A 23,181-nucleotide genomic window follows, 5' to 3' on the forward strand; every position below is an offset into this window, starting at 1 on the left:
AATCTATTATTTCAACAATGAACGACCCGTCCGCAAACTAAAAGGAAAACCACCAGTCCCATATAGAACAGAACTGGTGGCATAAGAAATTTTGTGTCTACTAACTATTGACTACTTCACTTTGTGCAAAAAGGAAGGGCTGTTTTTGTTCAGTCTCCGATCCGGGCCTGCATATGCTGGGAAAAGTCCATCAGTCGCCGGGGGTATGTCTCGTGCATCAGCGGAGAGGACAAGAGGAAATCGGCGGTGGCCCGGTTGGTAGCCACCGGGATATTATACAAAGCGGCAATGCGCAGAAGGGCTTTCACATCCGGGTCGTGGGGCTGCTGAGTCAGCGGGTCCCAGAAAAAGACCATCAGATCGATCTCCCCTTCGGTGATCCGGCTTCCCAGCTGCATATCGCCTCCCAGGGGGCCGCTGCGATAGCCGGTGACCGTCAGGCCGGTGGCCCGGCTGACCAGCCCGGCGGTGGTGCCGGTGCCGCACAAGGTATGCTGAGAAAGCTCCTGGCGATGCTCTGTGGCCCAATCGATCATTTCCTGTTTCATGTTGTCATGGGCCACCAGGGCGATCCGCTTCCCCAGCCCCATATCCACTGTAATATACTGTGTTACTTTCATTTTTCTTCACTCCATTTATTATTCCACCCTTATTTTACCTGCTTTTCCTTCCTTTGAAAAGCAATTTCCCGTAAAGTTTTTTTGACGCCTGGCTCTTTTTTCCGGAACATGGTATGATAAAAGCACAACATCCCCTTTTTCAGGAGGTCATTGTGATGATGGAAAACTGGAAAACAGCCCTGGATCAGTGGCTCCAAAGCCCTTTTCTTTCCCAGAATGAAAAAAATACCCTCTCGAGTTCTTCTCCAGAGACTCTTAGCCCCACATTTCAGTCTGCCCTTTCCTTCGGCACTGCCGGACTCAGGGGAATTGCCGCCCTGGGGCCTGGCGGAGTCAACCGCTTTACCATCACCCAGGCCGCCCTGGCCTTCGGCCACTTTCTCCTATCCTCCCAAGGGGAAGAAGTTCGGCAAAAAGGAATCTGCCTGTGCCGGGACTGCCGCCTGAGCAGCCCTGAACTGGCTCAGGCCGCCCAGCAGGCCTTCACTTCCCTGGGCATCCCGGTACACTTTTTCACCGAGCCTCGCCCCACACCGGAACTTTCCTTTGCCGTCATCCACACCGGCGCCGCCGGTGGAATGAATATTACATCTAGTCATAATACAAAGGCATATAACGGATGTAAGCTGTATTCCCATACCGGGGCCCAGCTCACCGACGAAGAATGTGCCGGTGTCAGCCAGGAAATGGCCCGCATCTCCTTGCCCTGTGCTCTGCCGGAAGGGGATGCTTCTTTGGTCATCCCCTTGGAAAAGGAAACCGACAATGCCTACCTGGATGCTTTGATCCAAGACATCCCCCCCGTTTCTCTGCCGGAGGATCGGGCCCGGCTGCGCATCGTCTATACACCCCTTCATGGAGTGGGCAGTCTGCTTCTTCCCCGGCTGCTGAAAGAACAGGGGTTTACCGATTTGCACTGCGTCTCTTCCCAAATGGAGCCGGACGGCACTTTTCCCACAGCACCGGCCCCCAACCCGGAAAACCCGGAGACCTTTCACCTGGCCCTGGAAGAAGCCCGTCGCATCGGCGCCCACCTGATCATCGCCACCGATCCTGACGCCGACCGGGTAGCCTTCCAGGTGCTGCACCAAGGAGAATACCACAGCCTGTCCGGCCACCAGGCCGGTTCCCTTCTTACGGATTTTCTCCTTTCTGCCTTGGAGGATCACCAAGCCTCTCCCCTTCCGCCGCTGGTGATCAAAAGCATCGTCACCACCAAGCTGGCCGCGGCCATTGCCCACAGCCACGGCGCCCAGTGCATCGACACTTTCACCGGTTTTAAAAACATGGCTCCTCTGGCCTGCCAGCTGGAGCAGGAAGGAAAAGGCCGGTGCATCATTGCCTTTGAAGAGGCTATCGGCTGCATGATCGGCTCTCACTGCCGGGACAAAGACGGCCTGGCCGCCGCCTTGGCCTTCTGCCACCTGGCCGCCTGTTTCCTGGCCAAGGGACAATCGCCCCTGGATCGGCTGGGGCAGCTTTTCGCCGCCTTTGGCTGCTATCTGGAAGATGCCATCTCTCTGTCCTTTTCCGGTGAAGATGCCCAGGCCCGCATGGCCCAGACCATGCAGCAGCTGCGACAGCATCCGCCCCGGCATCTTGGCTCTTTGCCGGTGGCCTGCTGGCGGGATTACAAAAGCGGACTTTGTCATTCTTTGACGGAAAATGAAACAAAACCCCTTTCCCTCCGGGGCGCTGATATGGTATACTATGAACTGGTAGGCGGAGCCGCTTTGGCCATTCGCCCTTCGGGCACCGAACCCAAGATCAAATACTATCTGCTGGCTCACAGCCACAGCCGGGCCCAGGCTATGGAACAGCTGACTTCGCTGCGTCAGGCCGTGCCCCTGCTTTTGAACACAGATCAGGCCCCCGCATGATCCCGGCGGCCTTAGAAAAGGTGGTTATTTATGCGCAAAATTACTGTCCAAGCCAAAGAGCCAGAGAAAAAACATTCCAAATGGGTATTTCTGATCCCGCTTTTGGTCATTCTTCTGCTGGTGGCCGCCGCTGTGATCTTCCTGATCCTTCCCTCTGTGCGGGGAGAACAGTCTAACCCCCAGAAATTGCTGCAAAAATACTATTACAACCTGTACGCCGGCGATTTGAATGAGCTTTCTTCCTGTATGCCGGAAGAGCTGCGGGATGCTTTTGAGCAAGTGAGCACCATGGGCGGCGTCAGCAGCAGCATCTATCTGTCCTACCGCCAGCAGATGCAGGAGGAATTGGGTGAAAATCTCCAGGTGGAAGTGACCATCAACCAAAGTGAAAATGCCGGATCGGAAAAACTGAAGTCGGTACAGGATGATTTCCCCAAGGCGGCCACTGTCAACCTGGTGGACTTTGATGTGAAGATCACCGGGGATGACGGCAGCAAAACCATGACCGGCTCCACCTATGTGACCCAGATCGGCGGACAGTGGTACTTCACCACTTACAACCTGCTGGTCAGTGAAAAATAATTGCATCCTACAAAAAACGGAGAACCCTTTGGGTCCTCCGTTTTTTTAATCTCTGGGACGAATTTTCCGCCAATCGTAGGGCAGCAGTTCTTCCAAACGCATCACTTTGTCTTTTTCCACCAGCACCTGGGCCTTTTCATTTTCCGGCCCCAGCTGTACCAAAAACTGACGGCATCTTCCGCAGGGAGGTACCACATCCCCTTTGTCGTCCACCGCTGCCACAGCGACGATCTCACATTCTCCGGCGGTCACCATGGCGGCCGCCGCCGCATGCTCAGCACAAAATCCCATGGAACAGGCCGTATCAATATTGACACCGGTATAGATCTTCCCGCTTTTGGTCAGGATGGCTGCCCCCACGCTGCCAGCCTCGGTATAAGTGGTCAAAACCCGATGTCCCGCCGCCTCACGGGCCTTTTCATAGAGCAAAGAGAAATCGATCTTCATTTTGTTTCTCCCTCCTTTTGTTCAGTATACCATTCTTTTCTTCCACGGAAAAGAGTGTATTGAACCCCAGGAAAAAAATGATACCATCAAAACATAAAAAAGGAGGAAAAGCCCATGGAACTTGTCGTTGCACTGCTTCAGCTTCTGCCCACTGGCACATTGGAAGGAAACCTGGAAAAGGGCCTCTTTGCCTGCCGGAAAGCCCGGAGCATGGGGGCCGATGTGGCTCTCTTCCCTGAGATGTGGAGCACCGGATACCAGTTTCCTCCCCAGGGAGATGGACCGGCCATCCCCAAAGACCACCCCTTTCTCCAGGCCTTTCAGGGCTTAGCCAAAGAGCTTTCCATGGCCATCGGCATCACCTACCTGGAGGAGTTTTCTCCCCTTCCCCGCAACAGTTTTGCCCTCTTTGACTTCCAGGGCCAGAGGGTTCTGGATTATGCCAAAGTGCACACCTGTGATTTCGAAGACGAATATGCCCTGACTCCGGGGGATTCTTTTCCCGTGACCACCCTGGAAACCCCCAAAGACCCCGTGCAAGTGGGATGCATGATCTGCTATGACCGGGAGTTTCCCGAAAGCGCTCGGCTTTTGATGCTGGGCGGTGCAGAAATCATTCTGACCCCCAATGCCTGCCCCATGGAGATCAACCGCATTTCCCAGCTGCGGGGCCGGGCCTATGAAAATATGCTGGGCATCGCCACAGTCAACTATCCCATGGGGCATCCGGACTGCAACGGTCATTCCACCGCCTTTGACGGCATGGCCTATCTGGAGGAAAATGGTCAGATAGAGGGCCGGGACACCCTGGTGCTGGAGGCCGGAGAAGGCGAAGGCATTTATCTGGCCCCCTTCCCCTTGGATCAGATGCGCCAATACCGGGAAAGCGAAGTACACGGCAACGCCTACCGCCGTCCCAATCTATACCAAGCCCTTACCTCCCCCAAGGTTTCTCCGCCCTTTGTGCGGAAAGACGCCCGGCGATAAAGAAAAGACGCTTTCACATGAAAGCGTCCTTTTTGTTTGGGAACATAAAATAAGGGATTGTCCCGATGGCATCATGCTCGGGACAATCCCTTCCTGGCTTTTCTGCTAAAAGAATCAGATCAGCTCGATAATGGCCATCTCCGCGCCGTCGCCTCTTCTGGGCCCGATGCGGGTGATGCGCACATAACCGCCGTTGCGGTCCTGATATTTGGGAGCGATTTCGTCAAAGGTCTTCTTGACGACGGCTTCCTTAGTGATAAAGGCAAAAGCCTGGCGCTTGGCAGCCAGAGTGTTCTTCTTGCCCAGTGTGATCATCTTTTCGGCCAGAGGTCTCACCTCTTTGGCGCGAGTGACGGTGGTCTCGATCTTTCCGTTCTCCAGCAGATAGGTGACCATGGCGCGCAGCATCGCCTTGCGGTGGTCGGTGGGTCTGCCGAGTTTGCGGGTTCCTGGCATAATTTTACCTCCTTATATGCTCCGCCCCAAAGCCCGAGGCTCTGGAGGGGGCGGTCTCCCGACATCGGGGCCTTGAGCCCCGATGCCGGAGCTGACGATCAGTTGTTGTCGCTGGAGCTGAGCTTCAGGCCCATATCATCCAGCTTTTTGATGACCTCTTCCAGGGACTTGCGGCCCAGGTTGCGCACTTTCATCATATCTTCTTCCGAAGTATTGATCAGGTCGGCAACGGTGTTGATGCCGGCGCGCTTGAGACAGTTGAAGGAACGGACCGACAGATCCAGCTCTTCAATGGTCATCTCCAGCACTTTATCCTGGGTGGTTTCGCTCTTTTCCACCACCGTTGTCTTGCTGCCGATCTCATCGGAGAGATCCACAAACAGGCTCAGATGGTCTGTGAGGATCTTGGCAGCCAGCGAAACCGTGTCCCGGGCGGCAATGGTCCGGTCAGTCCATACTTCCAGTGTCAGGCGGTCATAGTCGGTCATATCGCCTACGCGGGCGTTTTCCACCACATAATTGACCTTATAGACGGGAGTATAGAGGGAATCCACCGGGATCAGGCCGATCACCGGCTGGGCGGGCTTATTGCGCTCGGCCAGGGCATAGCCGCGGCCGTGATTGAGGGTCAGCTCCATGGTGAATTTGGCGTCGGGCATCAGCGTGCAGATGGGATGATCCGGGTTGAGGATCTCCACATCGCTGTCGCAGCGGATATCACCGGCTGTCACCAGCCCCGGGTTGGAACTTTCGATGTAAACGGTCTTTTCGCCTTCGCTGTGCAGCTTGGCGATAATGCCTTTCACATTCAAAACGATCTCTGTCACATCTTCTTTGACGCCCGGGATCGTGGAAAACTCATGCTGCACCCCATCGATCTTGATGGTGGTCACGGCTGTGCCGGGCAGCGAGGAGAGCAATATACGGCGGAGCGAGTTGCCGAGGGTGGTGCCATACCCCCGCTCCAGAGGCTCCACGACGAATTTGCCGTAGGAACCATCCTCCAGAGAATCGGCGCACTCAATGCGGGGCTTTTCAATCGCTATCATCAGAATACCCTCCTATCGTTAAAGTTGCCTGTGTGATTGTCAATGAGGGTTCGGGTTATTTGGAGTACAATTCCACGATCAGGTGTTCCTGCACGGGCAGATCGATCTCGTCCCGGTTGGGCAGGTTCACAACGGTAGCGGTACCCTTGGCCCGGTCAACGCTCAGCCAGTTCAGAGCAGGCTTGGAGCTGTTGGCCTCAATGACAGCCTTGAACTTATCCAGGCTCATGCTCTTCTCACGGATGGCGACCACATCGCCGGCCTTGAGCAGATAGGAAGGAATGTTGACCTTCTTGCCATTGACAGTGAAATGGGAATGCTTCACCAGCTGACGGGCTTCGGGACGGCTCATAGCAAAGCCAGCGCGATAGACCACATTGTCCAGACGGCTTTCCAGGATCTTCAGCAGGTTCTCACCGGTCATGCCCTGCTTCTTGGTAGCCAGCTCGAAATAGCCCTCGAACTGACCTTCCAGGATGCCATAGTACTTTCTGGCCTTCTGCTTCTCCCGCAGCTGCATGCCATACTCGCTCAGCTTCCGGTTACGGCCCTGGCCGTGCTGGCCGGGGGCATAGGCCCGGCGGGCCAGAGCGCACTTATCGCTATAACATCTGTCGCCCTTCAGAAAGAGTTTCTCGCCCTCTCTGCGGCAAATGCGGCAGGTTGCGTCTGTATATCTCGCCATTGATCAAAACACCTCCGATTAAACTCTTCTTCTCTTGGGCGGGCGGCAGCCGTTGTGAGGAATGGGAGTCACATCCTTGATCATGGTGACTTCCAGACCAGCGGCCTGCAGGGCACGGATGGCGGCTTCACGGCCGGAACCAGGACCCTTCACATAGACCTCAACGGTCTTCAGACCATGCTCCATAGCAGCCTTGGCAGCTGTCTCTGCTGCTGTCTGAGCAGCAAAGGGAGTGGACTTTCTGGAACCCCGGAAGCCGAGGCCGCCGGAGGAAGCCCAAGACAGGGCGTTGCCGCCCAGATCGGTGATGGTCACAATGGTGTTGTTGAAAGAGGCGCGGATATGGGCCGCACCCTTTTCGATATTCTTGCGTTCGCGGCGCTTCTTAGTCGCGCCCTTCTTCGCAGCTTGTGCTTTAGCCATTCGTCTCGCCCCTCCTTACTTCTTCTTGTTGGCGATGGTCTTTTTGGGACCTTTGCGTGTTCTGGCATTGGTCTTGGTGCGCTGCCCTCTCACAGGCAGGCCCTTTCTGTGGCGGACGCCACGATAGGAACCGATTTCCACCAGCCGTTTGATGTTCATTGCGTTTTCGCGGCGCAGGTCGCCTTCGACCTGATAGCTGTGCTCGATGATGTCACGCAGCTTGGCCACTTCGTCATCGGTGAGATCCTTGACTCTGGTGTCAGGATTCACACCGGTCTTCTCCAGGATTTCATTGGAAAGGGAGCGGCCGATTCCAAAGATGTAAGTCAGTCCGATCTCCACTCTTTTTTCGCGGGGAAGGTCAACACCGGCAATACGAGCCATTTATTTCAGCACCTCCTGTGTATTTATCAGCCCTGTCTCTGTTTGTGTTTGGGGTTCTCGCAGATGACCATGACGCGGCCCTTTCTGCGGATGATCTTGCACTTTTCACAGATGGGTTTAACCGACGGTTTCACTTTCATAATCTGTATACCTCCTGTCTCAGCGGCAAATGATGGGAGAAAGCTTCCCTTATTTGAACCGCCATGTGATCCTGCCCCGGGAGAGATCGTAGGGGGACATCTCCAGGGTGACCTTATCGCCCGGCAGGATCTTGATGAAGTTCATCCTCAGCTTGCCCGAGATGTGAGCCAACACCTTGTGTCCGTTGGCCAGCTCCACCTGGAACATAGCATTTGGCAACGCCTCTATAACGGTACCTTCCACTTCGATCATATCTTCTTTTGCCAAACGAAATTACCTCCTCGGTTATTCTGCATTGGTGGGCGCCTCTTCTTGACGCAGCGCCCTGCGGACTTCACTGTTTGACAATTTTTCGCCCTGACGCAGCCGCCGGCCCTCTTCGCTGCGGCTTTTGGCCACAAAGGACACATGGCGTATTTTCTTGCGCTTGGGGCGTTCGACTCTGCGGCGCCGGCCATCGGCCAGCAGCAGATATTCGGCATCTGTATCAAGCACCATCAGCAGCCGGCCTTTGTCCCGGCCCTGCTGCGACAGCACAATGTCCGATTTTTCCATATCCGGGGCCATTTCAGTCTCCCACAGAAGTCAGTATGATCGGCTCGCCCTCAGTGATGAGAACGGTGTTCTCGTAATGGGCCGACAGGCTGCCGTCCAATGTCTTGACCGTCCAGCCGTCGGGGAGCACCTTCACCTTCCATGTGCCCATGTTGATCATGGGCTCAATGGCCAGGGTCATCCCGGGCATCAACCGCGGACCGTGGCCCGGCGCCCCAAAATTGGGGATCTCCGGTGCCTCGTGCATCTTTGTCCCGATGCCGTGGCCCACAAACTCCCGCACCACGCCATAGCCTCTTGCTTCGCAGTAAGCGCCGATGGCATGGGAAATATCGGAGATTCTTTGCCCTTTCCGGGCAAATTTGATACCTTCATAGAAGCTCTGCCGTGTTACATCGATCAGCTTCTGGGCTTCTTCCGAGATCTTCCCCGCCCCGAAAGTGGCGGCGTTGTCTCCGTAATAGCCCTCATAGATCGCACCCGTATCGATGCTGACGATGTCGCCCTCCTGGATCACCCGGTCACCCGGGATGCCATGGATCACTTCATCGTTGATCGAGCAGCAGATGGTGGCGGGAAAGCCGCCGTAACCCAGAAAGGCGGGTTTGGCCCCAGCCTTCTCGATCACTCTGCGGGCTGCTTCGTCCAGCTGGCGGGTGGTAACACCCGGCGCGACCAGATCGCCGGCGGCGAGGAGTGCCGCCTTGCTGATCTGTCCCGCCTTTTGCATGATTTTCAGTTCGTGTTTGGATTTGATGGTGATCATAAGGATATCCCCAACGCGTCGAACACCAACTGCGTGGTATTCGCCAGCTTTTTCTGTCCGCGTACCGCCAGCAAAAGGCCTTTCTGACGGTAATATTCCTTCACGGGTTCGGTTTCCTCATGGTAGATGTGCAGCCGGTTTTCCACCACATCGTGGGTATCATCCTTGCGGATGACCAGCTGACCGCCGCATTTGTCGCAAACCCCTTCGACTTTGGGCGGATTGTCTTCCACATGGTAGGTGGCCTGGCATTTGGAACAAATGCGCCGGCCTTCCATGCGATGCTCGATCTCCGAATCGCTGACCTCGATGGACAGCGCACCGTCGATCTTCGCAAAGCCGCTCAGTGCCTTGGCCTGAGCCAGCGTGCGGGGGAAGCCGTCCAGGAGATAACCGTTTTTACAGTCCTCCTGACCCAGACGCTCCTTCACCAGCTGGATGATCAGCTCATCGGATACCAGTTTACCGGCATCCATGGCCTCTTTCACCTGTTTCCCCAACTCTGTTCCCTGCTGCATGGCAGCGCGGAGCAGATTGCCGGTGGAGATGGTGGGGATTCCCAGCCGGTCTGCCAGCAGGCCGGCCTGGGTCCCCTTTCCGGCGCCAGGCGCCCCGAGAATCACAAGTTTCATTTCAAAGCCTCCACTGTCCCATAAAGGGACGCGTTTTATTCAAGGAAGCCCTTGTAGTGACGCATGAGCATCTGCGCTTCGACCTGCTTGACAGTTTCCAGCGCGACGCCCACCAGGATCAGCACCGAAGTGCCGCCGATGGCCAGACCGCCCAGACCCTTGATGTTACTCATGATCAGAGGCAGGATGGCCACGATGCCCAGGAACAGAGCGCCCATGAGGGTGATCTTACCCAGCACTTTGGCAATGAAATCGGTGGTGGGTTTGCCCGGACGGAAGCCGGGGATAAAGCCGCCATTGCGCTTGAGGTTGTTGCTGACCTCGATGGGGTTGAACTGAATGGTGGCGTAGAAATATGCAAAGCCCACGATGAGCAAGGCATAGACGATGATATAGGCCAGACTGCCCTGGCTGAAGGCCTTGCCGAAATTGCTCCAGAAGGAGCCTTCCTCCGGATTGAGGAACTGGATGATGGTGCCCGGGAAGGTGACGATGGAAGAAGCGAAGATGACGGGCATCACGCCGGACATATTCACCTTCATAGGCAGATGGGTGGACTGACCGCCGTACATCTTACGGCCCACCATCCGCTTGGCATACTGGATGGGGATGCGCCGCTCGGCGTTTGTGATGAACACGATAAAGGCGATCATGGCCACGGCCACCACCAAAATGACGATGACCGAAATCACATTCATGCTGCCGCTCTTCAGACCGTTGATGATGCTCATCACCGCGGAAGGACCGCGGGAAACGATGGAAGCGAACAGGATGAGGGAAATGCCGTTGCCCACACCTTTGGAGTTGATCTGCTCGCCCAGCCACATGATGAAGCTGGAACCGGCTGTGAAGGTCAGGATGATAACGATGGCACTCCACAGATCGGTGCGGGTCAGAACGCCGCTGGTGCGCAGCATAATATAATAGGTCCAGCCCATGAGCAAAGACAGGGCGATGGTCACATAACGGGTGATGGAAGCCAGCTTTTTCCGGCCTTCCTCACCGCCGTCCTTCACCATGCGCTCCAGGGCCGGGATGGCCACCTGCAGAAGCTGCATGATGATGGAAGAGTTGATATAGGGATATACCGACAGGGCAAAGATGGAGGCTTGAGAAAAGCCGCCGCCGGACAGAGTGTTGAAATAGCCCAGCAGGGTGTCGCTGTACTGTTTGAACACATCGGCCAGAGCCTTGGTATCTACATAAGGCACATAAATGGCATAGCCAAAACGAAAGATCACCAGCGCAAAGACCACGAACAGCAGCTTCCGCCGCAGATCAGGAATCTTCCACGCATTTTTAATGGTTTCTATCATGGCTTAGACCACCTCCGCCTTGCCTCCGGCTGCTTCGATCTTCTCCTTGGCGGATTTGCTGAAGCCGGCGGCCTTGACGGTCAGCTTCTTTTTCAGTTCGCCGTTGCCCAGCACTTTCACGCCGTCGCAGGCTTTGCCGATCAGGCCCTTTTCCAGCATGGCCACCACACAGATGGTCTCGCCGTCTTCAAAGGCGTTGAGGGCTGCCACATTCACTTCGGCATAATGCTTGGCAAACACCTTGTTGTTGAAGCCGCGCTTAGGCAGACGCCGGGCCAGCGGCATCTGGCCGCCTTCAAACCCGGGGCGCACGCCGCCGCCGCTTCTGGCCCACTGGCCTTTATGACCCCGGCCGGCAGTCTTGCCGTTGCCGGTGCCGATGCCCCGGCCCTTGCGCTTGGGCTCCTGGTTGGAGCCGGGCGCCGGAGAGAGTTCATGCAATTTCATGGGGCGCACCTCCTATTCGCAGGTCTCCACAGAGAGCAGGTAGCCGATGAGGGCGATCTTTCCCTGTGTCTGAGCGTTATTGGGCTGCACAGTCACATCCCCGGGGCGCTTGAGGCCCAGGGAGTTGGCTGTGGCGATATGCTTCTGCAGTCTGCCGGACAGACTCTTTTTGAGAGTGATCTTCAGATTATCCATTCAGATTCCCCTCCTTATTTCGCCAGCTGCTCGGTGGAGATTCCACGGGCAGCAGCCACCTGTTCCGCATCCCGGAGCGACTTCAGGCCTTCCATGGTGGCGGCCACGACATTCTGCGGGTTGTTGCTCCGCAGACTCTTGGTGCGGATGTCTTTGATGCCGGCCATTTCCACAACGGCACGAACAGCGCCGCCAGCGATCACGCCGGTACCGGGAGCGGCGGGCTTCATCAGCACCTTGCCGGCGCCGAAGGTGCCCAGCACCTCGTGGGGGATGGTTGTGCCCTCCAGGGAGATGCGGACGAGGTTCTTTTTGGCATCTTCGATGCCCTTGCGGATGGCATCGGGCACTTCGGAAGCCTTGCCCAGGCCGTAGCCCACGATACCGTTCTGGTCACCAACCACAACCAGAGCCGCGAACTTGAAGATACGGCCGCCCTTTACGGTTTTGGAAACACGGTTCAGGGAGACAACTTTCTCCTGCAGCTCCAATGTGCTTGCATCTATCATACGAGCCATATTCTACCTCCCATTAAAACTGGAGTCCGCCCTCGCGGGCGCCCTCTGCGAGTTCTTTGACGCGGCCGTGGTAGAGGTAGCCGCCGCGGTCGAACACCACGACGCTGATCCCCTTGGCTTTTGCGCGCTCGGCCACGATCTGGCCGACCTTTCTGGCCGCTTCCTTGTTGCCGCCGTAAGAACCAAAGTCCTTTTCGGTGGAGGAGGCAGAAACAAGAGTGACACCGTTGGCATCATCGATGACCTGTGCATAGATGTGGTTCGCACTGCGGAACACATCCAGGCGGGGTCTCTCGGCGGTGCCGGAAATGTTGGCGCGCACTCTCTTGTGCCGCTTCAGGCGCTGAGCGTTCTTGTCGATCTTCTTAACCATTGATGCGCACCCCCCTTATTTCTTCTTACCGCCGGCCTTGCCTTCCTTGCGGCGCACGACCTCGGTAGCATATTTGATGCCTTTGCCCTTATAGGGTTCGGGCGGTCTCTTTTCCCGCACTTCAGCGGCGAACTGGCCAACCATCTGCTTGTTGGGGCCAGAGATGATGATCTTGTTGGGGGCAGGTACATCGATGGTGATACCGGGGATCTCGTCCATGATCACCTGATGAGAATAACCCAGGTTCATCACCAGCTGCTTACCCTGCTTGGCAACACGATAACCAACGCCGTTGACTTCCAGCTCCTTGCTGTAGCCCTTTTCCACACCTTCCACCATGTTGGCGATCAGGGTGCGGGTCAGGCCATGGAGCGACTTGTGCAGCTTAGCCTCGCTGGGGCGCTTGACAACCACATGGCCATCTTCCACAGCGATCAGCATATCCTTGTGCATTTCCTGTGTCAGTTCCCCTTTGGGGCCCTTCACATGCACCACATTGCCCTTGACATCCACGGTGACACCGGCGGGGATGCTAACGGGCAGTTTACCAATTCTGGACATATTCCGTTATCCTCCCTTACCAGACAAATGCCAGGACTTCGCCGCCGACATTCAGCTCGCGAGCTTTCTTGTCGGTCATGATGCCCTTGGATGTGGAAACGATCGCAATACCCAGGCCCTTGAGCACGCGGGGCAGCTCGTCGGCGCCGGCATAGACGCGCAGGCCGGGCTTGGACACGCGGCGCAGGCCGCAGATCGCTTTTTCCTTGTTGCTTTTCAGCGTGATATGAATCATGCCCTGGGCGCCGTCATCCACCAGTTCGAAGGCCTTGATGTAGCCTTCGTCCAGCAGGATCTGGGCGATGGCCCGCTTCATGCCCGAGGTGGGCACATCCACAGTGCTGTGGCGGGCGGATGTGGCGTTGCGGATACGCGTCAGCATATCGGCAATAGGGTCTGTAATAACCATTTATTATCCTCCTTGCAGAAGTTAGAGATTGGCTTGCCATCTCCACTTTTCTTTGGGCGGGGCCATAAGGCCCCTTTCACATACAAACGGGGGTTACCCCTCGTTTTTACCAGCTGGCCTTGCGCACGCCAGGGATCTGGCCCTTGTAGGCCAGCTCACGGAAGCAGATACGGCAGATGCCATAGTTGCGCAGATAGGCATGAGGGCGGCCGCAGATCTTGCATCTGTTGTAGTTTCTGGTGGAAAACTTGCTGCCGCGCTGCTGCTTCAAAACCATAGACTTTTTAGCCATGCCAACAATCCTCCCTCTTATCTGGCGAAGGGAGCGCCAAGCAGTGTGAGCAGCTCTCTTGCCTCTTCATCGTTCTGTGCGGTTGTGGTGAACACGATGTCCATGCCGCGGATCTTGTCGATCTTGTCATACTCGATCTCCGGGAAGATCAGCTGCTCTTTCACACCCACAGCATAGTTGCCATGGCCGTCGAAGCCGTTGGCATTGATGCCGCGGAAGTCGCGGACACGGGGCAGAGCCACATTGAAGAACCGATCCAGGAACTCCCACATGCGGTCGCCACGCAGGGTGACTTTGGCACCGATGGGCATGCCTTCACGCAGTTTGAAGTTAGCCACAGACTTCTTAGCCTTGGTGACCAGGGCCTTCTGACCGGTGATCTTAGCCAGATCGTTGCACACAGCGTCCAGAGCCTTGGAGTTGTCGCGGGCTTCGCCGCAGCCAACATTCACTGTGATCTTATCCAGCTTGGGGATCTGCATGGGGCTCTTGTAGGCGAATTTCTTCATCAGGGCCGGAGCGATTTCGCTCTGGTACTTTGCCTTCAGCCGGGGCACATACTTTTCCTCAGCGATATTAGCCATTGTCTCTTCCTCCTCCCGTTATATGGTCTCGCCGCATTTTGCGCAGACTCTGACCTTCTCGCCGGAGGCAAGAATCTGATGTTTGACTCTGGTAGGCTTATCGCACTTGGGGCAAACGCGCATCACCTTGCAAGCGCGGATGGGGGTCTCCTGCTTCATGATGCCGGAGGGATCGCCCTGCTTGCGGGGTTTCACATGCTTTGTGGCGAAGTTGACGCCTTCCACCACCACTTTGCCAGCGGCGGGATGGGTGGAAAGGACCTTGCCCTTCTTGCCCTTATCTTTGCCGGAAAGCACTATGACGGTATCGCCCTTTTTCACATTGAGTGTATTCATAGCGTCCTCCTTACAGTACTTCCGGAGCCAGGGAGAGGATCTTCATATAATCCTTCTCGCGCAGTTCTCTGGCCACGGGCCCGAAAATACGGGTTCCTCTGGGGTTTTTGTCTTCCTTGATGATTACAGCCGCATTCTCATCGAAGCGGATGTAAGAACCGTCCTGACGGCGCAGGCCCTTCTTGGTGCGCACGATGACAGCGCGAACCACATCGCCCTTCTTCACCATGCCGCCGGGAGCTGCCTTGCGGACGGAAGCGACGATCACGTCGCCGATGTTACCGTATCTGCGGGTAGAGCCGCCGAGAACACGGATGCATTTCAGTTCTTTCGCGCCGGTGTTATCCGCAACGCGCAGATAAGATTCCTGCTGTACCACGGCAAACCCTCCTTACTTCGCTTTCTCAATGATCTCAACAAGACGCCATCTCTTGTCCCGGGACAGGGGTCTTGTTTCCATGACCTTCACGCGGTCGCCCACGCCAGCTTCGTTCTTCTCGTCATGGGCTTTCAGCTTATATGTTCTGTTGATGAACTTCTTATACAGCGGATGCTGCACTCTGTCTTCGATCGCAACAACGATGGTCTTATCCATTTTATCGGAGACGACCTTGCCGACCCTCGTCTTGCGGAAAGCTCTCTCGCTCACCTGCGTTACCTCCTTTACCGCTTAGGACCGGGCCGCAAGCTCGCGCTCGCGGATGATGGTCTTGACTTTCGCGATATCTCTTTTGACTTCGGCGATCTTGTTGGGGTTATCCAACTGGTTGATAGCGTGCTGAAGTCTGAGATTAAAGAGATCTTTTTTCAGATCGCCGAGCTTTGCGTTGAGCTCTTCGGCCGACAGCTCACGGATCTCATTTGCCTTCATCATACTTCACCACCTGTTTTCTCATCAAAGTCCGCGCGCTTCACAAACTTTGTCTTGACGGGCAGCTTATAGCCAGCCAGGCGCATGGCCTCACGAGCCACTTCCTCGCTGACGCCGCCGATCTCGAACATCACTCTGCCGGGCTTGACCACGGCAACCCAGTATTCCGGGGAGCCCTTACCGGAACCCATTCGGGTCTCGGCGGGTTTCTCTGTCACAGGCTTGTCGGGGAAGATCTTGATCCACACCTGACCGCCTCTCTTGATATAACGGGTCATGGCAATACGAGCGGCCTCGATCTGGTTGCTGGTGATCCAGGCGGGCTCAGTCGCCATCAGGCCGAAATCGCCATTGGAGACAAAGTTGCCTCTGGTGGCCTTGCCCTTCATACGGCCTCTGTGCACTCTGCGGTATTTTACTCTCTTAGGCAGAAGCATTACTGGGCGCCTCCTTCCGTTTTGGGAGCTCTGGGGGCCGAAGCGCCGCCCTGACGGTTGTAGCCGCCCTGGCCGCGATTGTTGTTGTAACCGCCCTGACGGTTATAGCCGCCCTGGCTGCGGTTGTTATAGCCCCGATTGTTGTTGTAGTTGCGGCGATCACCGCCCCGGCGGTCGCCATCCCGGCGATCCCGACGGTCGCGGCGGTCACGACGGGGAGCTTCCACTTCGGTGGTCCGAGGACCGCCGGTGAGGATCTCGCCCTTGTACAGCCAAACCTTCACGCCGATGCGGCCGTAGGTGGTGTTGGCTTCCGCAAAGCCGTAATCGATGTCGGCCCGCAGGGTCTGCAGGGGAATGGTGCCCTCGTGATAGTGCTCGGTACGGGCGATTTCAGCGCCGCCCAGACGGCCGGACACGCACACCTTGATACCCTTGGCGCCCAGCTTCATGGCCCGGCCGATGGACTGCTTCATGGCCCGACGGAAGGAGATGCGCTTCTCCAGCTGAGCGGCGATGTTCTCGGCCACCAGCTGAGCGTTCAGGTCGGGGCTTCTCACTTCCACGATGCTGATGTTGACGCGCTTGCCGATCATCTTCTCCAGCTCGACGCGGAGCTTTTCGATCTCAGCGCCGCCCTTGCCCACGATGATGCCGGGACGGGCGCAATGGATGATGATCTTCACATTCTTGCTGTTGCGCTCGATCTCGATCTGAGGAACACCGGCAGCATACAGCTTCTTCTTCAGGAACTTTCTGATGTTATAGTCTTCTACCAACAGGTCGCCGAAGGCGTTGTCTTTGGCATACCAGCGGGAGTCCCAACCCTTGATGACACCCACGCGAAGACCGTGGGGATTGACTTTCTGGCCCATAACTAACCTCCTGACCTTATTCTTTTTCTTTCAGGACGATCGTGATGTGCGATGTCCTTTTGAGGATGCGGAACGCTCTGCCCTGAGCGCGGGGACGAACCCGCTTCATCACGGGGCCGGGGCAAACGAAGACCTGATCCACATACAGCAGATCGGTGTTCATGTTGTGGTTGTTTTCAGCGTTGGCTGCTGCACTCCGGAGCAGCTTCAGCATGGGTTCGCAGGCTGCCTTGGGAGTGTTCATCAAAATGGCAGCGGCAACCCCGACATCCTTACCGCGGATCAGGTCGCAAACGATCTTGACCTTCCGGGGGGAGATGCGGACGTGCTTCAAATAAGCTCTTGCTTCCATCTGTCTTTCCTCCTAAGGCTTATTTGCCGTTGTTGGATGTTTTGCTGCCCGCATGGCCCCGATAGGTCCGGGTGGGAGCAAACTCGCCCAACTTGTGGCCGACCATGTCTTCTGTGATATACACAGGCACATGCTTTCTGCCGTCATGGACAGCAATGGTGTGCCCGACGAACTGGGGGAAGATGGTGGAGGCTCTGGACCAGGTCTTGAGCACTCTCTTCTCGCCAGTCTTATTCATTTCGTTGACCCTTTTGATCAGCTCGGGAGCCACAAAGGGGCCCTTCTTAACGCTTCTGCCCATAAGTTGTGTCTCCTTTCTTTATTTGCCGTTGCGGCGTCTGACGATCTGCTTGTCAGTGCGGTTCTTAGTCTTACGGGTCTTGTAACCCATAGTGGGCTTGCCCCAGGGAGTAACCGGGCTGGGACGACCGATGGGGCTCTTGCCTTCGCCGCCGCCGTGGGGGTGGTCGCAGGGGTTCATGACCGAACCGCGCACGGTGGGACGGAAGCCCTTATGGCGGGTACGGCCAGCCTTACCGATCTGAACATTCTCATAATCGATGTTGCCAACCTGGCCGATGGTGGCCTTGCAGTTCATGCGGATATACCGCACTTCGCCGGAAGGCAGACGAACCTGAGCAGCTTCGCCCTCTTTGGCCATCAGCTGAGCAGCGCCGCCAGCGGAGCGCACCAGCTGGGCGCCGCGGCCGGGATACAGCTCGATGTTGTGGATGATGGTACCCAGGGGGATGTTGGCGATGGGCAGGCAGTTGCCCGGCTTGATATCGGCGTTAGCGGAGGAATAGACCACATCGCCCACTTTCAGGCCGTTGGGAGCGATGATGTAGCGGCGCTCTTTGTCCTCATATTCCACGAGGGCGATGTTGGCGCTGCGGTTGGGATCGTATTCCAGAGTCAGGACGGTGGCAGCCATGTCCATCTTGTCCCGCTTGAAGTCGATGATTCTGTATTTTTTCTTGTTGCCGCCACCGCGGTGACGAACAGTGATTCTGCCATAGCTGTTACGGCCGGAATTCTTCTTCAGAGTCTCCAGGAGGCTCTTTTCCGGCTTAACCTTGCTCAGGCCCGAGTAGTCGATCACCGTCATGTTTCTTCTGGACGGAGTCGTCGGGTTGAAGGTCTTGATAGCCACTGTGTTTCACTCCTTATTGTCTTTTTGCTTTGCGCCGCCATAAGCGGCATACATTCAGAGGGGGAAATGTTCCCCAGGCCGTTCTTTTTTAGAACATGCCCTCGAAGATCTCAATGCCCTTGGAATCTTCGGTCAGACGCACAATGGCCTTCTTCTTTTTCGCAGTGCAGCCGGTGTGGACGCCCACTCTCTTTTCCTTGCCCCGAACATTGATGGTGTTGACGCTCAGGACCTTTACCTTGAAGATCTCCTCGATCGCCTTGCGGATCTCCACCTTGTTGGAATCGGTGGCCACCTCAAAGACATACTTCTTGTCGGCGATGCCAGCCATGCTCTTTTCGGTGATGACCGGGCGGAGGATCACGTCGTATGCAGTTTTCATTATGCGTATACCTCCTCGATCTTGGCCACCGCGGCTTTGTCGACGATGAACTTGTCGGCCCGCAGGATGTCATAGACGCTGATGATGCTGGAGATGGTGGTACGCACGCCGGGGATATTCCGGGCGGAGAGCACCACATTCCGGCGCACTTCAGGAGTGACCACCAGGGACTTGCCGGCGGCGCCCACATCGCTGAGGAACTTGACGAAGTTCTTGGTCTTCACTTCGCTCAGATCCAGGTTCTCGATGACCATGATGTTGCCGGCGGCCGCCTTGGCGCTCAGGGCGCTCTTGATGGCCAGCTGGCGGGACTTCTTATTCATATGATAGCCGTAATCCCGGGGCTTGGGGCCCAGGGCGATACCGCCGTGGATCCACTGAGGAGCGCGGGTGGAACCCTGACGGGCCCGACCGGTGCCCTTCTGGCGCCAGGGCTTGCGGCCACCGCCGCGAACTTCGGCCCGGGTCAGGGTGCTCTGCGTGCCCTGACGCTGGTTGGCCAGGTAGTTCTTCACGGCCTCGTGCATGACGGCGGTGTTAGGCTCGATGCCGAACACAGCGTCGTTGAGCTCGATCTCGCCCACGACCTTGCCGCTCATATCGTAAACATTTGTTTTAGCCATTGTCTCTTCCTCCTTCCCTCGACCTTACGCCTTGACGGTGTTCTTGATGAACACGATGCCGCCCTTGGGGCCGGGGACTGCGCCGCGGATGGCGATGAGGTTCAGTTCCTTGTCCACCTTGGCGATGTCCAGGTTCTGGATGGTAACCTGCTCGCAACCCAGGTGACCGGCCATCTTCTTGCCGGGGAAGACCCGGGAAGGATCGGTGTTGGCGCCCATGGAGCCGACGGAGCGGTGCACAGGGCCCACGCCGTGGGTGTGTTCCTGGGAATGGGCGTTCCAGCGCTTGATGATACCGGCGTAGCCCTTACCTTTGCTGATGCCAGTGACATCCACCTTGTCGCCTTCGGCGAACACATCGGCGTAAACGATATCGCCCACATTGTAAGAAGAGATATCGTCCAGACGGAACTCTTTCAGGTATTTCTTCATGCTGACACCAGCCTTTTTCAGGTGACCGGCTTCAGCCTTGGTCAGCTTCTTCTCCTGGACATCGGAAAAGCCCAGCTGGATGGAATCGAAGCCTTCTTTGTCCACAGTCTTTTTCTGCACAACGGTGCAGGGGCCGGCTTCGATGACAGTGACAGGGATGACCTTGCCGGTTTCATCGAAGATCTGCGTCATGCCGACCTTCTTGCCAATGATGGCTTTCTGCATTGTATTTCCTCCTTACAGGTTATTGGTTAAGGGGGTCCTGCCCTTAACTTGACCCTCCCGCCGGAAAGCGGGCATTTCGGGTACTGCGCGTTTTCTTCCTCGCTCTTTTTGGTTTAGAGCTTGATTTCTATCTCGACGCCGGCGGGCAGATCCAGGTTGGTCAGAGCCTCCATGGTCTTCTGCGAGGGCTTCAGGATATCGATAAGGCGCTTGTGGGTGCGGCGCTCGAACTGCTCACGGCTGTCCTTATATTTATGGACGGCCCGCAGGATGGTCACGATCTCTTTCTCGGTAGGCAGGGGAATGGGGCCGGAGACTTCCACGCCGGTGCGCTTGGCTGTCTCAACGATCTTCTCCGCCGCCTGATCGATCACCTGATGATCGTAGGCCTTCAAGCGAATTCTGATTTTCTCTGTGTTTGCCACTGTGTGTTCCTCCTTGACTTGCGAACGTAATCAAATTTTGTTGACCGCGTTCGGCGGGAAATCCTGCAACGCTTCCGTGTGTATCTCGCTTTGGGCATGAAAGAAGCCGGCTGCATAGACGCAATCTTCCGGCATTTTATGCACCCGTTGGTTTCCCGAAAGGGCTTTCCTGCACGATGCAGGCAGTTCCCATCCGCGGATACTCGCGTGCTGTTTGTTTCCCAGCCGCCCGATTGTCGGACATACTCCACCAAAGTTACCCGCCAAAGGCGGCAATCTCCAGCTTCATCGCATTATATATGTTCACGCCAGGACAGTATTCTCTTCCAGGCGCTTAATTAGAATACATCATTTTCAGCTTTGTGTCAATAGATTGTACAAAAATTTTTTCAAAATTTCTGGCACATTGCCCTTTTCCCGGGCAATGCCCGGGAAAAAGGCCGGTTTTCAGTCTCCATAGACGGCGATGCCGTTGGGAATATGGCGGCCCTGGGTCTTGTTGGCCGCCGAGGGCCGGGAGATCTCCCTCCCCCGGTAGACCATAATGCTGGAGGAGCCGCCATCCAGGTTGCAGGCCTGCACCGCCCCATAGCGCCCCAGGATCTCGGCGCAGTCTCCCACGGTGCAGCCAATGGAATACCCCGGCGCCCGGCCATCCACCACCAAAAGCAGCATGGTTCCCTCTTCGGTCTGGCCGATAGCGGTGCGGGGCTGCACGCCCCAACCGGCGCTGCCCTCCACCACCTGCTCTCCGTTGACGATAAGCGCCGGCTTGAACTCCACTGCGTCCCGGTAGGTACTCTCTGAAGCGCCGATGTGCAGCCGGTTTTCTTTGTCAATGCCAATGGTCTTATAAGTGCCGCCCACAGCGTCGTTTTTCTTCTTGCCCCCGGAGATCACAAGGCCGTGAGCCGTTCCTCCATTGCCGTGGCCGTCCGGGTCATAAAAGCCGCTGGCATTGGTCAGAAGCACTGCATCCCGCTTTTCGGCAATGTCCGCGGCCAGAGACCCCACGCTGCCATAGCTGGGGGCCAGGGCTACTCCCACCTGGGAGGGGTCCCGCACCAGAGCCAGCCGTCCCACATAGCCTTCCCCGGTGACCTTACAGATGATGATACCGTTGCGGGTATCCACCGCCAGCACCTGATCTCCCTTTTTGGTGCGGATACCGGTGTCCTCGTCCTCCAGCCCCGCTTTATCGATGAGAAGATAGCCCTCTTCGTCAATGGCCTCTTCCCCGTGTTCCTTCATATATTCCTCAAAGGAAGCTTCTTCGATCTGAGGATACTGCTGGAAAAAGTCCTTTCGCAGTTTGTCCCAGGGAGTGGCCTGGCTCTCGCCGAAGCCCTTTTCCTTCCACTGGCTTTCCAGCCCCTGCTGTCCCTGCTCCACTTGTTCCCGCTTCCCCATCACATCATCGATGACAAAGGAGGGAATGAAGGCGGTGGCCAGCCACTGATGGGTCATGGTGCCCATGGCCGTTTCGATGTAAATGGCCCGCCATTTGGCGATGAAGGGGATGGGCGAAAAGACCGCCACACAGTAAAGCCCGGCCAGGAAAGTCAGCGCCACAAGACTCCTTTTCCAAAACCGCCTCTTCTTCTTGGTCTTTTTCCCCGGCTTTTGGTCCTGAGGTACCGGCCGGCCGGTCAACCGCGCTTTCCGCTCCAGCTCTTCCCTCTTCCACACCTGCTCCCAATCGATCTCAAAGGGTTCTTTTTCGCTTTCGGTCTTTTTGGGAGAAGGTTTCCGGCGATTTTTGCCGCCCCATAGCTTCATCCCTTCCCCTCCTTTCTTTTTCGACAGATTTTTCCCATCATACCATAGCCCATCCGTTTTTGTGTGAATATTTTGTAAGAAAGATACTTTCCCGCATACATAGACGGATTTTTTCATAGAGATGTTCCATCTTGACAGACAGGTGGGATGTGTTTTGCTGAAAAAAATCCTTCGCCGGCCAGCGCTGCTTCTGCTCCCTGCCGCCCTGGCCTTTGCCCTGGTGCTCTCTTTCTTTTCTTCCTCCCCTCCGGCGGTGACGGCTTCGGCCTCCAACACCAACTGGGGCCTGAGTTTCCAAAAAAAGGGGGAAGCGCCGGTGGGCAATGCCACCAGCGAATATCTAGCGGGCTACAACGCCCGTTACCTGGGAAATACCCAGCAAAAGACCATTTACCTCACTTTTGACTGTGGCTTTGAAAACGGCTGCACCGCCCCCATCCTGGATGCGCTGAAAAAGCACAATGCCAAAGCCACTTTCTTTGTGGTAGGCAATTACCTGGAAACCGCTCCGGAGCTGGTGCAGCGGATGGCCAAAGAAGGGCATATCGTGGGCAATCACACCTATCATCACCCGGATATGTCCCAAATTGCCGATCTGGACAGTTTCCGTAAGGAACTTACCGCTGTGGAGGAAAAATACAAGGAGATCACCAAAGAAGAGATGAAGAAATACTACCGTCCGCCCCAGGGGAAGTTCAGCGAAAGCAACCTGGAGCAGGCCCGGACACTGGGATATCAAACGATATTCTGGAGCCTGGCCTATGTAGACTGGTACACCGACAAGCAGCCCTCCCCGCAGGAGGCTTATGATAAATTGCTGCCCCGCATCCATCCCGGCGCCATTGTGCTGCTCCACAGCACCTCCCAGACCAACGCAGATATTCTGGATGAACTGCTTACCAAATGGGAGGATATGGGCTACACCTTTGGCACCCTGGATGAACTGAGCGCCTGAACAAAAGCAAGAGCCTTAGGAATCACTCCCAAGG

39 protein-coding genes are annotated in these 23,181 nt (G+C 56.3%); 4 read left to right on the forward strand and 35 right to left on the reverse strand.

Features of this window, described 5'->3' with window-relative positions:
* Positions 1-149: 149 nt before the first annotated feature.
* Positions 150-620 (reverse strand): methylglyoxal synthase, encoded by a 471-nt coding sequence (locus tag KQI26_RS12085; protein ID WP_118748543.1) that lies wholly within the window; start codon positions 618-620, stop codon positions 150-152.
* A gap of 155 nt (positions 621-775) precedes the next feature.
* Between KQI26_RS12085 and KQI26_RS12090 the strand changes: the two genes are divergently transcribed.
* Complete coding sequence (locus KQI26_RS12090) at positions 776-2,500, forward strand: phospho-sugar mutase (protein ID WP_216504627.1); 1,725 nt, start codon at positions 776-778, stop codon at positions 2,498-2,500.
* 30 nt (positions 2,501-2,530) lie between these two features.
* On the forward strand, positions 2,531-3,082 hold the full coding sequence (locus KQI26_RS12095) for a hypothetical protein (protein ID WP_118748541.1): 552 nt from the start codon (positions 2,531-2,533) through the stop codon (positions 3,080-3,082).
* 45 nt (positions 3,083-3,127) lie between these two features.
* Here KQI26_RS12095 and KQI26_RS12100 read toward each other — a convergent pair whose 3' ends face one another.
* On the reverse strand, positions 3,128-3,529 hold the full coding sequence (locus KQI26_RS12100; RefSeq protein WP_216504628.1) for a cytidine deaminase: 402 nt from the start codon (positions 3,527-3,529) through the stop codon (positions 3,128-3,130).
* A 114-nt stretch (positions 3,530-3,643) separates the two neighbouring features.
* Here KQI26_RS12100 and KQI26_RS12105 point away from each other — a divergent pair, with 114 nt between their 5' ends.
* Complete coding sequence (locus KQI26_RS12105) at positions 3,644-4,516, forward strand: carbon-nitrogen hydrolase family protein (protein WP_216504629.1); 873 nt, start codon at positions 3,644-3,646, stop codon at positions 4,514-4,516.
* A 114-nt stretch (positions 4,517-4,630) separates the two neighbouring features.
* Here KQI26_RS12105 and rplQ read toward each other — a convergent pair whose 3' ends face one another.
* From rplQ to KQI26_RS12270, 33 genes are all read right to left on the reverse strand, one after another.
* Entirely contained in the window at positions 4,631-4,972 is a 342-nt protein-coding gene (gene rplQ / locus KQI26_RS12110) for a 50S ribosomal protein L17 (protein ID WP_118428430.1), read from the reverse strand.
* A gap of 98 nt (positions 4,973-5,070) precedes the next feature.
* Positions 5,071-6,021 (reverse strand): DNA-directed RNA polymerase subunit alpha, encoded by a 951-nt coding sequence (locus KQI26_RS12115; RefSeq protein ID WP_118747549.1) that lies wholly within the window; start codon positions 6,019-6,021, stop codon positions 5,071-5,073.
* 55 nt (positions 6,022-6,076) lie between these two features.
* Positions 6,077-6,706 (reverse strand): 30S ribosomal protein S4, encoded by a 630-nt coding sequence (rpsD, locus tag KQI26_RS12120; protein WP_204750024.1) that lies wholly within the window; start codon positions 6,704-6,706, stop codon positions 6,077-6,079.
* An 18-nt stretch (positions 6,707-6,724) separates the two neighbouring features.
* Positions 6,725-7,129, reverse strand: a complete 405-nt coding sequence (rpsK, locus tag KQI26_RS12125; RefSeq protein WP_118428433.1) for a 30S ribosomal protein S11 — start codon at positions 7,127-7,129, stop codon at positions 6,725-6,727.
* Between the two features lie 15 nt (positions 7,130-7,144).
* Positions 7,145-7,513 carry a 30S ribosomal protein S13 gene (gene rpsM / locus KQI26_RS12130; RefSeq protein WP_118428434.1) on the reverse strand — a complete coding sequence of 123 codons (369 nt, stop codon included), beginning with the start codon at positions 7,511-7,513 and terminating at the stop codon, positions 7,145-7,147.
* A gap of 26 nt (positions 7,514-7,539) precedes the next feature.
* Positions 7,540-7,653, reverse strand: coding sequence for a 50S ribosomal protein L36 (gene rpmJ / locus KQI26_RS12135; protein WP_118428435.1), 114 nt, complete (start codon positions 7,651-7,653; stop codon positions 7,540-7,542).
* A gap of 49 nt (positions 7,654-7,702) precedes the next feature.
* Positions 7,703-7,921, reverse strand: a complete 219-nt coding sequence (gene infA / locus KQI26_RS12140; protein WP_118428436.1) for a translation initiation factor IF-1 — start codon at positions 7,919-7,921, stop codon at positions 7,703-7,705.
* An 18-nt stretch (positions 7,922-7,939) separates the two neighbouring features.
* Positions 7,940-8,221: a hypothetical protein gene (locus tag KQI26_RS12145; protein ID WP_118747547.1), complete on the reverse strand. Its 282-nt coding sequence runs from the start codon at positions 8,219-8,221 to the stop codon at positions 7,940-7,942.
* Between the two features lies 1 nt (position 8,222).
* Positions 8,223-8,975 (reverse strand): type I methionyl aminopeptidase, encoded by a 753-nt coding sequence (gene map, locus KQI26_RS12150; protein ID WP_118428438.1) that lies wholly within the window; start codon positions 8,973-8,975, stop codon positions 8,223-8,225.
* On the reverse strand, positions 8,972-9,607 hold the full coding sequence (locus KQI26_RS12155; RefSeq protein WP_216504630.1) for an adenylate kinase: 636 nt from the start codon (positions 9,605-9,607) through the stop codon (positions 8,972-8,974). The genes map and KQI26_RS12155 overlap by 4 nt, the downstream gene beginning before the upstream one ends.
* A gap of 35 nt (positions 9,608-9,642) precedes the next feature.
* A complete protein-coding gene (secY, locus tag KQI26_RS12160; RefSeq protein ID WP_216504631.1) occupies positions 9,643-10,923 on the reverse strand; it encodes a preprotein translocase subunit SecY in 1,281 nt (426 codons plus the stop codon).
* A 3-nt stretch (positions 10,924-10,926) separates the two neighbouring features.
* Positions 10,927-11,370, reverse strand: coding sequence for a 50S ribosomal protein L15 (rplO, locus tag KQI26_RS12165; protein WP_118428441.1), 444 nt, complete (start codon positions 11,368-11,370; stop codon positions 10,927-10,929).
* A 12-nt stretch (positions 11,371-11,382) separates the two neighbouring features.
* Entirely contained in the window at positions 11,383-11,565 is a 183-nt protein-coding gene (locus tag KQI26_RS12170; protein WP_118428442.1) for an uL30 family ribosomal protein, read from the reverse strand.
* Between the two features lie 14 nt (positions 11,566-11,579).
* Positions 11,580-12,083 carry a 30S ribosomal protein S5 gene (gene rpsE, locus KQI26_RS12175; protein ID WP_216504632.1) on the reverse strand — a complete coding sequence of 168 codons (504 nt, stop codon included), beginning with the start codon at positions 12,081-12,083 and terminating at the stop codon, positions 11,580-11,582.
* A 13-nt stretch (positions 12,084-12,096) separates the two neighbouring features.
* Positions 12,097-12,456 (reverse strand): 50S ribosomal protein L18, encoded by a 360-nt coding sequence (gene rplR, locus KQI26_RS12180; protein WP_118428444.1) that lies wholly within the window; start codon positions 12,454-12,456, stop codon positions 12,097-12,099.
* Positions 12,457-12,471: 15 nt separating this feature from the next.
* Entirely contained in the window at positions 12,472-13,017 is a 546-nt protein-coding gene (rplF, locus tag KQI26_RS12185) for a 50S ribosomal protein L6 (protein ID WP_118428445.1), read from the reverse strand.
* Positions 13,018-13,033: 16 nt separating this feature from the next.
* A complete protein-coding gene (gene rpsH / locus KQI26_RS12190) occupies positions 13,034-13,426 on the reverse strand; it encodes a 30S ribosomal protein S8 (protein ID WP_118428446.1) in 393 nt (130 codons plus the stop codon).
* A gap of 106 nt (positions 13,427-13,532) precedes the next feature.
* Positions 13,533-13,718, reverse strand: a complete 186-nt coding sequence (locus tag KQI26_RS12195) for a type Z 30S ribosomal protein S14 (RefSeq protein ID WP_118428447.1) — start codon at positions 13,716-13,718, stop codon at positions 13,533-13,535.
* Positions 13,719-13,735: 17 nt separating this feature from the next.
* The gene (gene rplE / locus KQI26_RS12200) at positions 13,736-14,302 is read right to left on the reverse strand and encodes a 50S ribosomal protein L5 (protein WP_118428448.1); all 567 of its coding nucleotides are present in this window, start codon (positions 14,300-14,302) and stop codon (positions 13,736-13,738) included.
* Between the two features lie 18 nt (positions 14,303-14,320).
* The gene (gene rplX, locus KQI26_RS12205; RefSeq protein ID WP_118428449.1) at positions 14,321-14,638 is read right to left on the reverse strand and encodes a 50S ribosomal protein L24; all 318 of its coding nucleotides are present in this window, start codon (positions 14,636-14,638) and stop codon (positions 14,321-14,323) included.
* A 10-nt stretch (positions 14,639-14,648) separates the two neighbouring features.
* On the reverse strand, positions 14,649-15,017 hold the full coding sequence (gene rplN / locus KQI26_RS12210; RefSeq protein WP_118428450.1) for a 50S ribosomal protein L14: 369 nt from the start codon (positions 15,015-15,017) through the stop codon (positions 14,649-14,651).
* Positions 15,018-15,029: 12 nt separating this feature from the next.
* Entirely contained in the window at positions 15,030-15,287 is a 258-nt protein-coding gene (gene rpsQ, locus KQI26_RS12215) for a 30S ribosomal protein S17 (RefSeq protein WP_118428451.1), read from the reverse strand.
* 21 nt (positions 15,288-15,308) lie between these two features.
* Entirely contained in the window at positions 15,309-15,509 is a 201-nt protein-coding gene (rpmC, locus tag KQI26_RS12220) for a 50S ribosomal protein L29 (protein ID WP_118428474.1), read from the reverse strand.
* Positions 15,509-15,946: a 50S ribosomal protein L16 gene (gene rplP / locus KQI26_RS12225; RefSeq protein ID WP_118428452.1), complete on the reverse strand. Its 438-nt coding sequence runs from the start codon at positions 15,944-15,946 to the stop codon at positions 15,509-15,511. The genes rpmC and rplP overlap by 1 nt, the downstream gene beginning before the upstream one ends.
* Positions 15,946-16,821, reverse strand: a complete 876-nt coding sequence (gene rpsC / locus KQI26_RS12230) for a 30S ribosomal protein S3 (protein WP_216504633.1) — start codon at positions 16,819-16,821, stop codon at positions 15,946-15,948. Before rpsC ends, rplP begins: the two co-directional genes overlap by 1 nt.
* A gap of 16 nt (positions 16,822-16,837) precedes the next feature.
* A complete protein-coding gene (gene rplV / locus KQI26_RS12235) occupies positions 16,838-17,173 on the reverse strand; it encodes a 50S ribosomal protein L22 (RefSeq protein ID WP_118428454.1) in 336 nt (111 codons plus the stop codon).
* Between the two features lie 19 nt (positions 17,174-17,192).
* Positions 17,193-17,474, reverse strand: coding sequence for a 30S ribosomal protein S19 (gene rpsS, locus KQI26_RS12240; RefSeq protein WP_118428455.1), 282 nt, complete (start codon positions 17,472-17,474; stop codon positions 17,193-17,195).
* Between the two features lie 18 nt (positions 17,475-17,492).
* Positions 17,493-18,326: a 50S ribosomal protein L2 gene (gene rplB, locus KQI26_RS12245; protein WP_118428456.1), complete on the reverse strand. Its 834-nt coding sequence runs from the start codon at positions 18,324-18,326 to the stop codon at positions 17,493-17,495.
* A gap of 88 nt (positions 18,327-18,414) precedes the next feature.
* A complete protein-coding gene (gene rplW / locus KQI26_RS12250; protein WP_118747542.1) occupies positions 18,415-18,708 on the reverse strand; it encodes a 50S ribosomal protein L23 in 294 nt (97 codons plus the stop codon).
* A complete protein-coding gene (gene rplD / locus KQI26_RS12255) occupies positions 18,708-19,331 on the reverse strand; it encodes a 50S ribosomal protein L4 (RefSeq protein ID WP_216504634.1) in 624 nt (207 codons plus the stop codon). The genes rplW and rplD overlap by 1 nt, the downstream gene beginning before the upstream one ends.
* 24 nt (positions 19,332-19,355) lie before the next feature.
* Positions 19,356-19,988 (reverse strand): 50S ribosomal protein L3, encoded by a 633-nt coding sequence (gene rplC, locus KQI26_RS12260; RefSeq protein ID WP_118428459.1) that lies wholly within the window; start codon positions 19,986-19,988, stop codon positions 19,356-19,358.
* A gap of 113 nt (positions 19,989-20,101) precedes the next feature.
* Positions 20,102-20,413, reverse strand: coding sequence for a 30S ribosomal protein S10 (gene rpsJ / locus KQI26_RS12265; RefSeq protein ID WP_118428460.1), 312 nt, complete (start codon positions 20,411-20,413; stop codon positions 20,102-20,104).
* 447 nt (positions 20,414-20,860) lie between these two features.
* Positions 20,861-22,192 carry a phosphodiester glycosidase family protein gene (locus tag KQI26_RS12270; protein WP_216504635.1) on the reverse strand — a complete coding sequence of 444 codons (1,332 nt, stop codon included), beginning with the start codon at positions 22,190-22,192 and terminating at the stop codon, positions 20,861-20,863.
* 121 nt (positions 22,193-22,313) lie between these two features.
* Here KQI26_RS12270 and pdaA point away from each other — a divergent pair, with 121 nt between their 5' ends.
* Positions 22,314-23,147, forward strand: a complete 834-nt coding sequence (pdaA, locus tag KQI26_RS12275; RefSeq protein ID WP_216504636.1) for a delta-lactam-biosynthetic de-N-acetylase — start codon at positions 22,314-22,316, stop codon at positions 23,145-23,147.
* Positions 23,148-23,181: the final 34 nt, after the last annotated feature.

The sequence above is a fragment of the Intestinimonas sp. MSJ-38 genome (assembly GCF_018917925.1).
Classification (GTDB): Bacteria; Bacillota; Clostridia; order Oscillospirales; family Butyricicoccaceae; genus Pseudobutyricicoccus.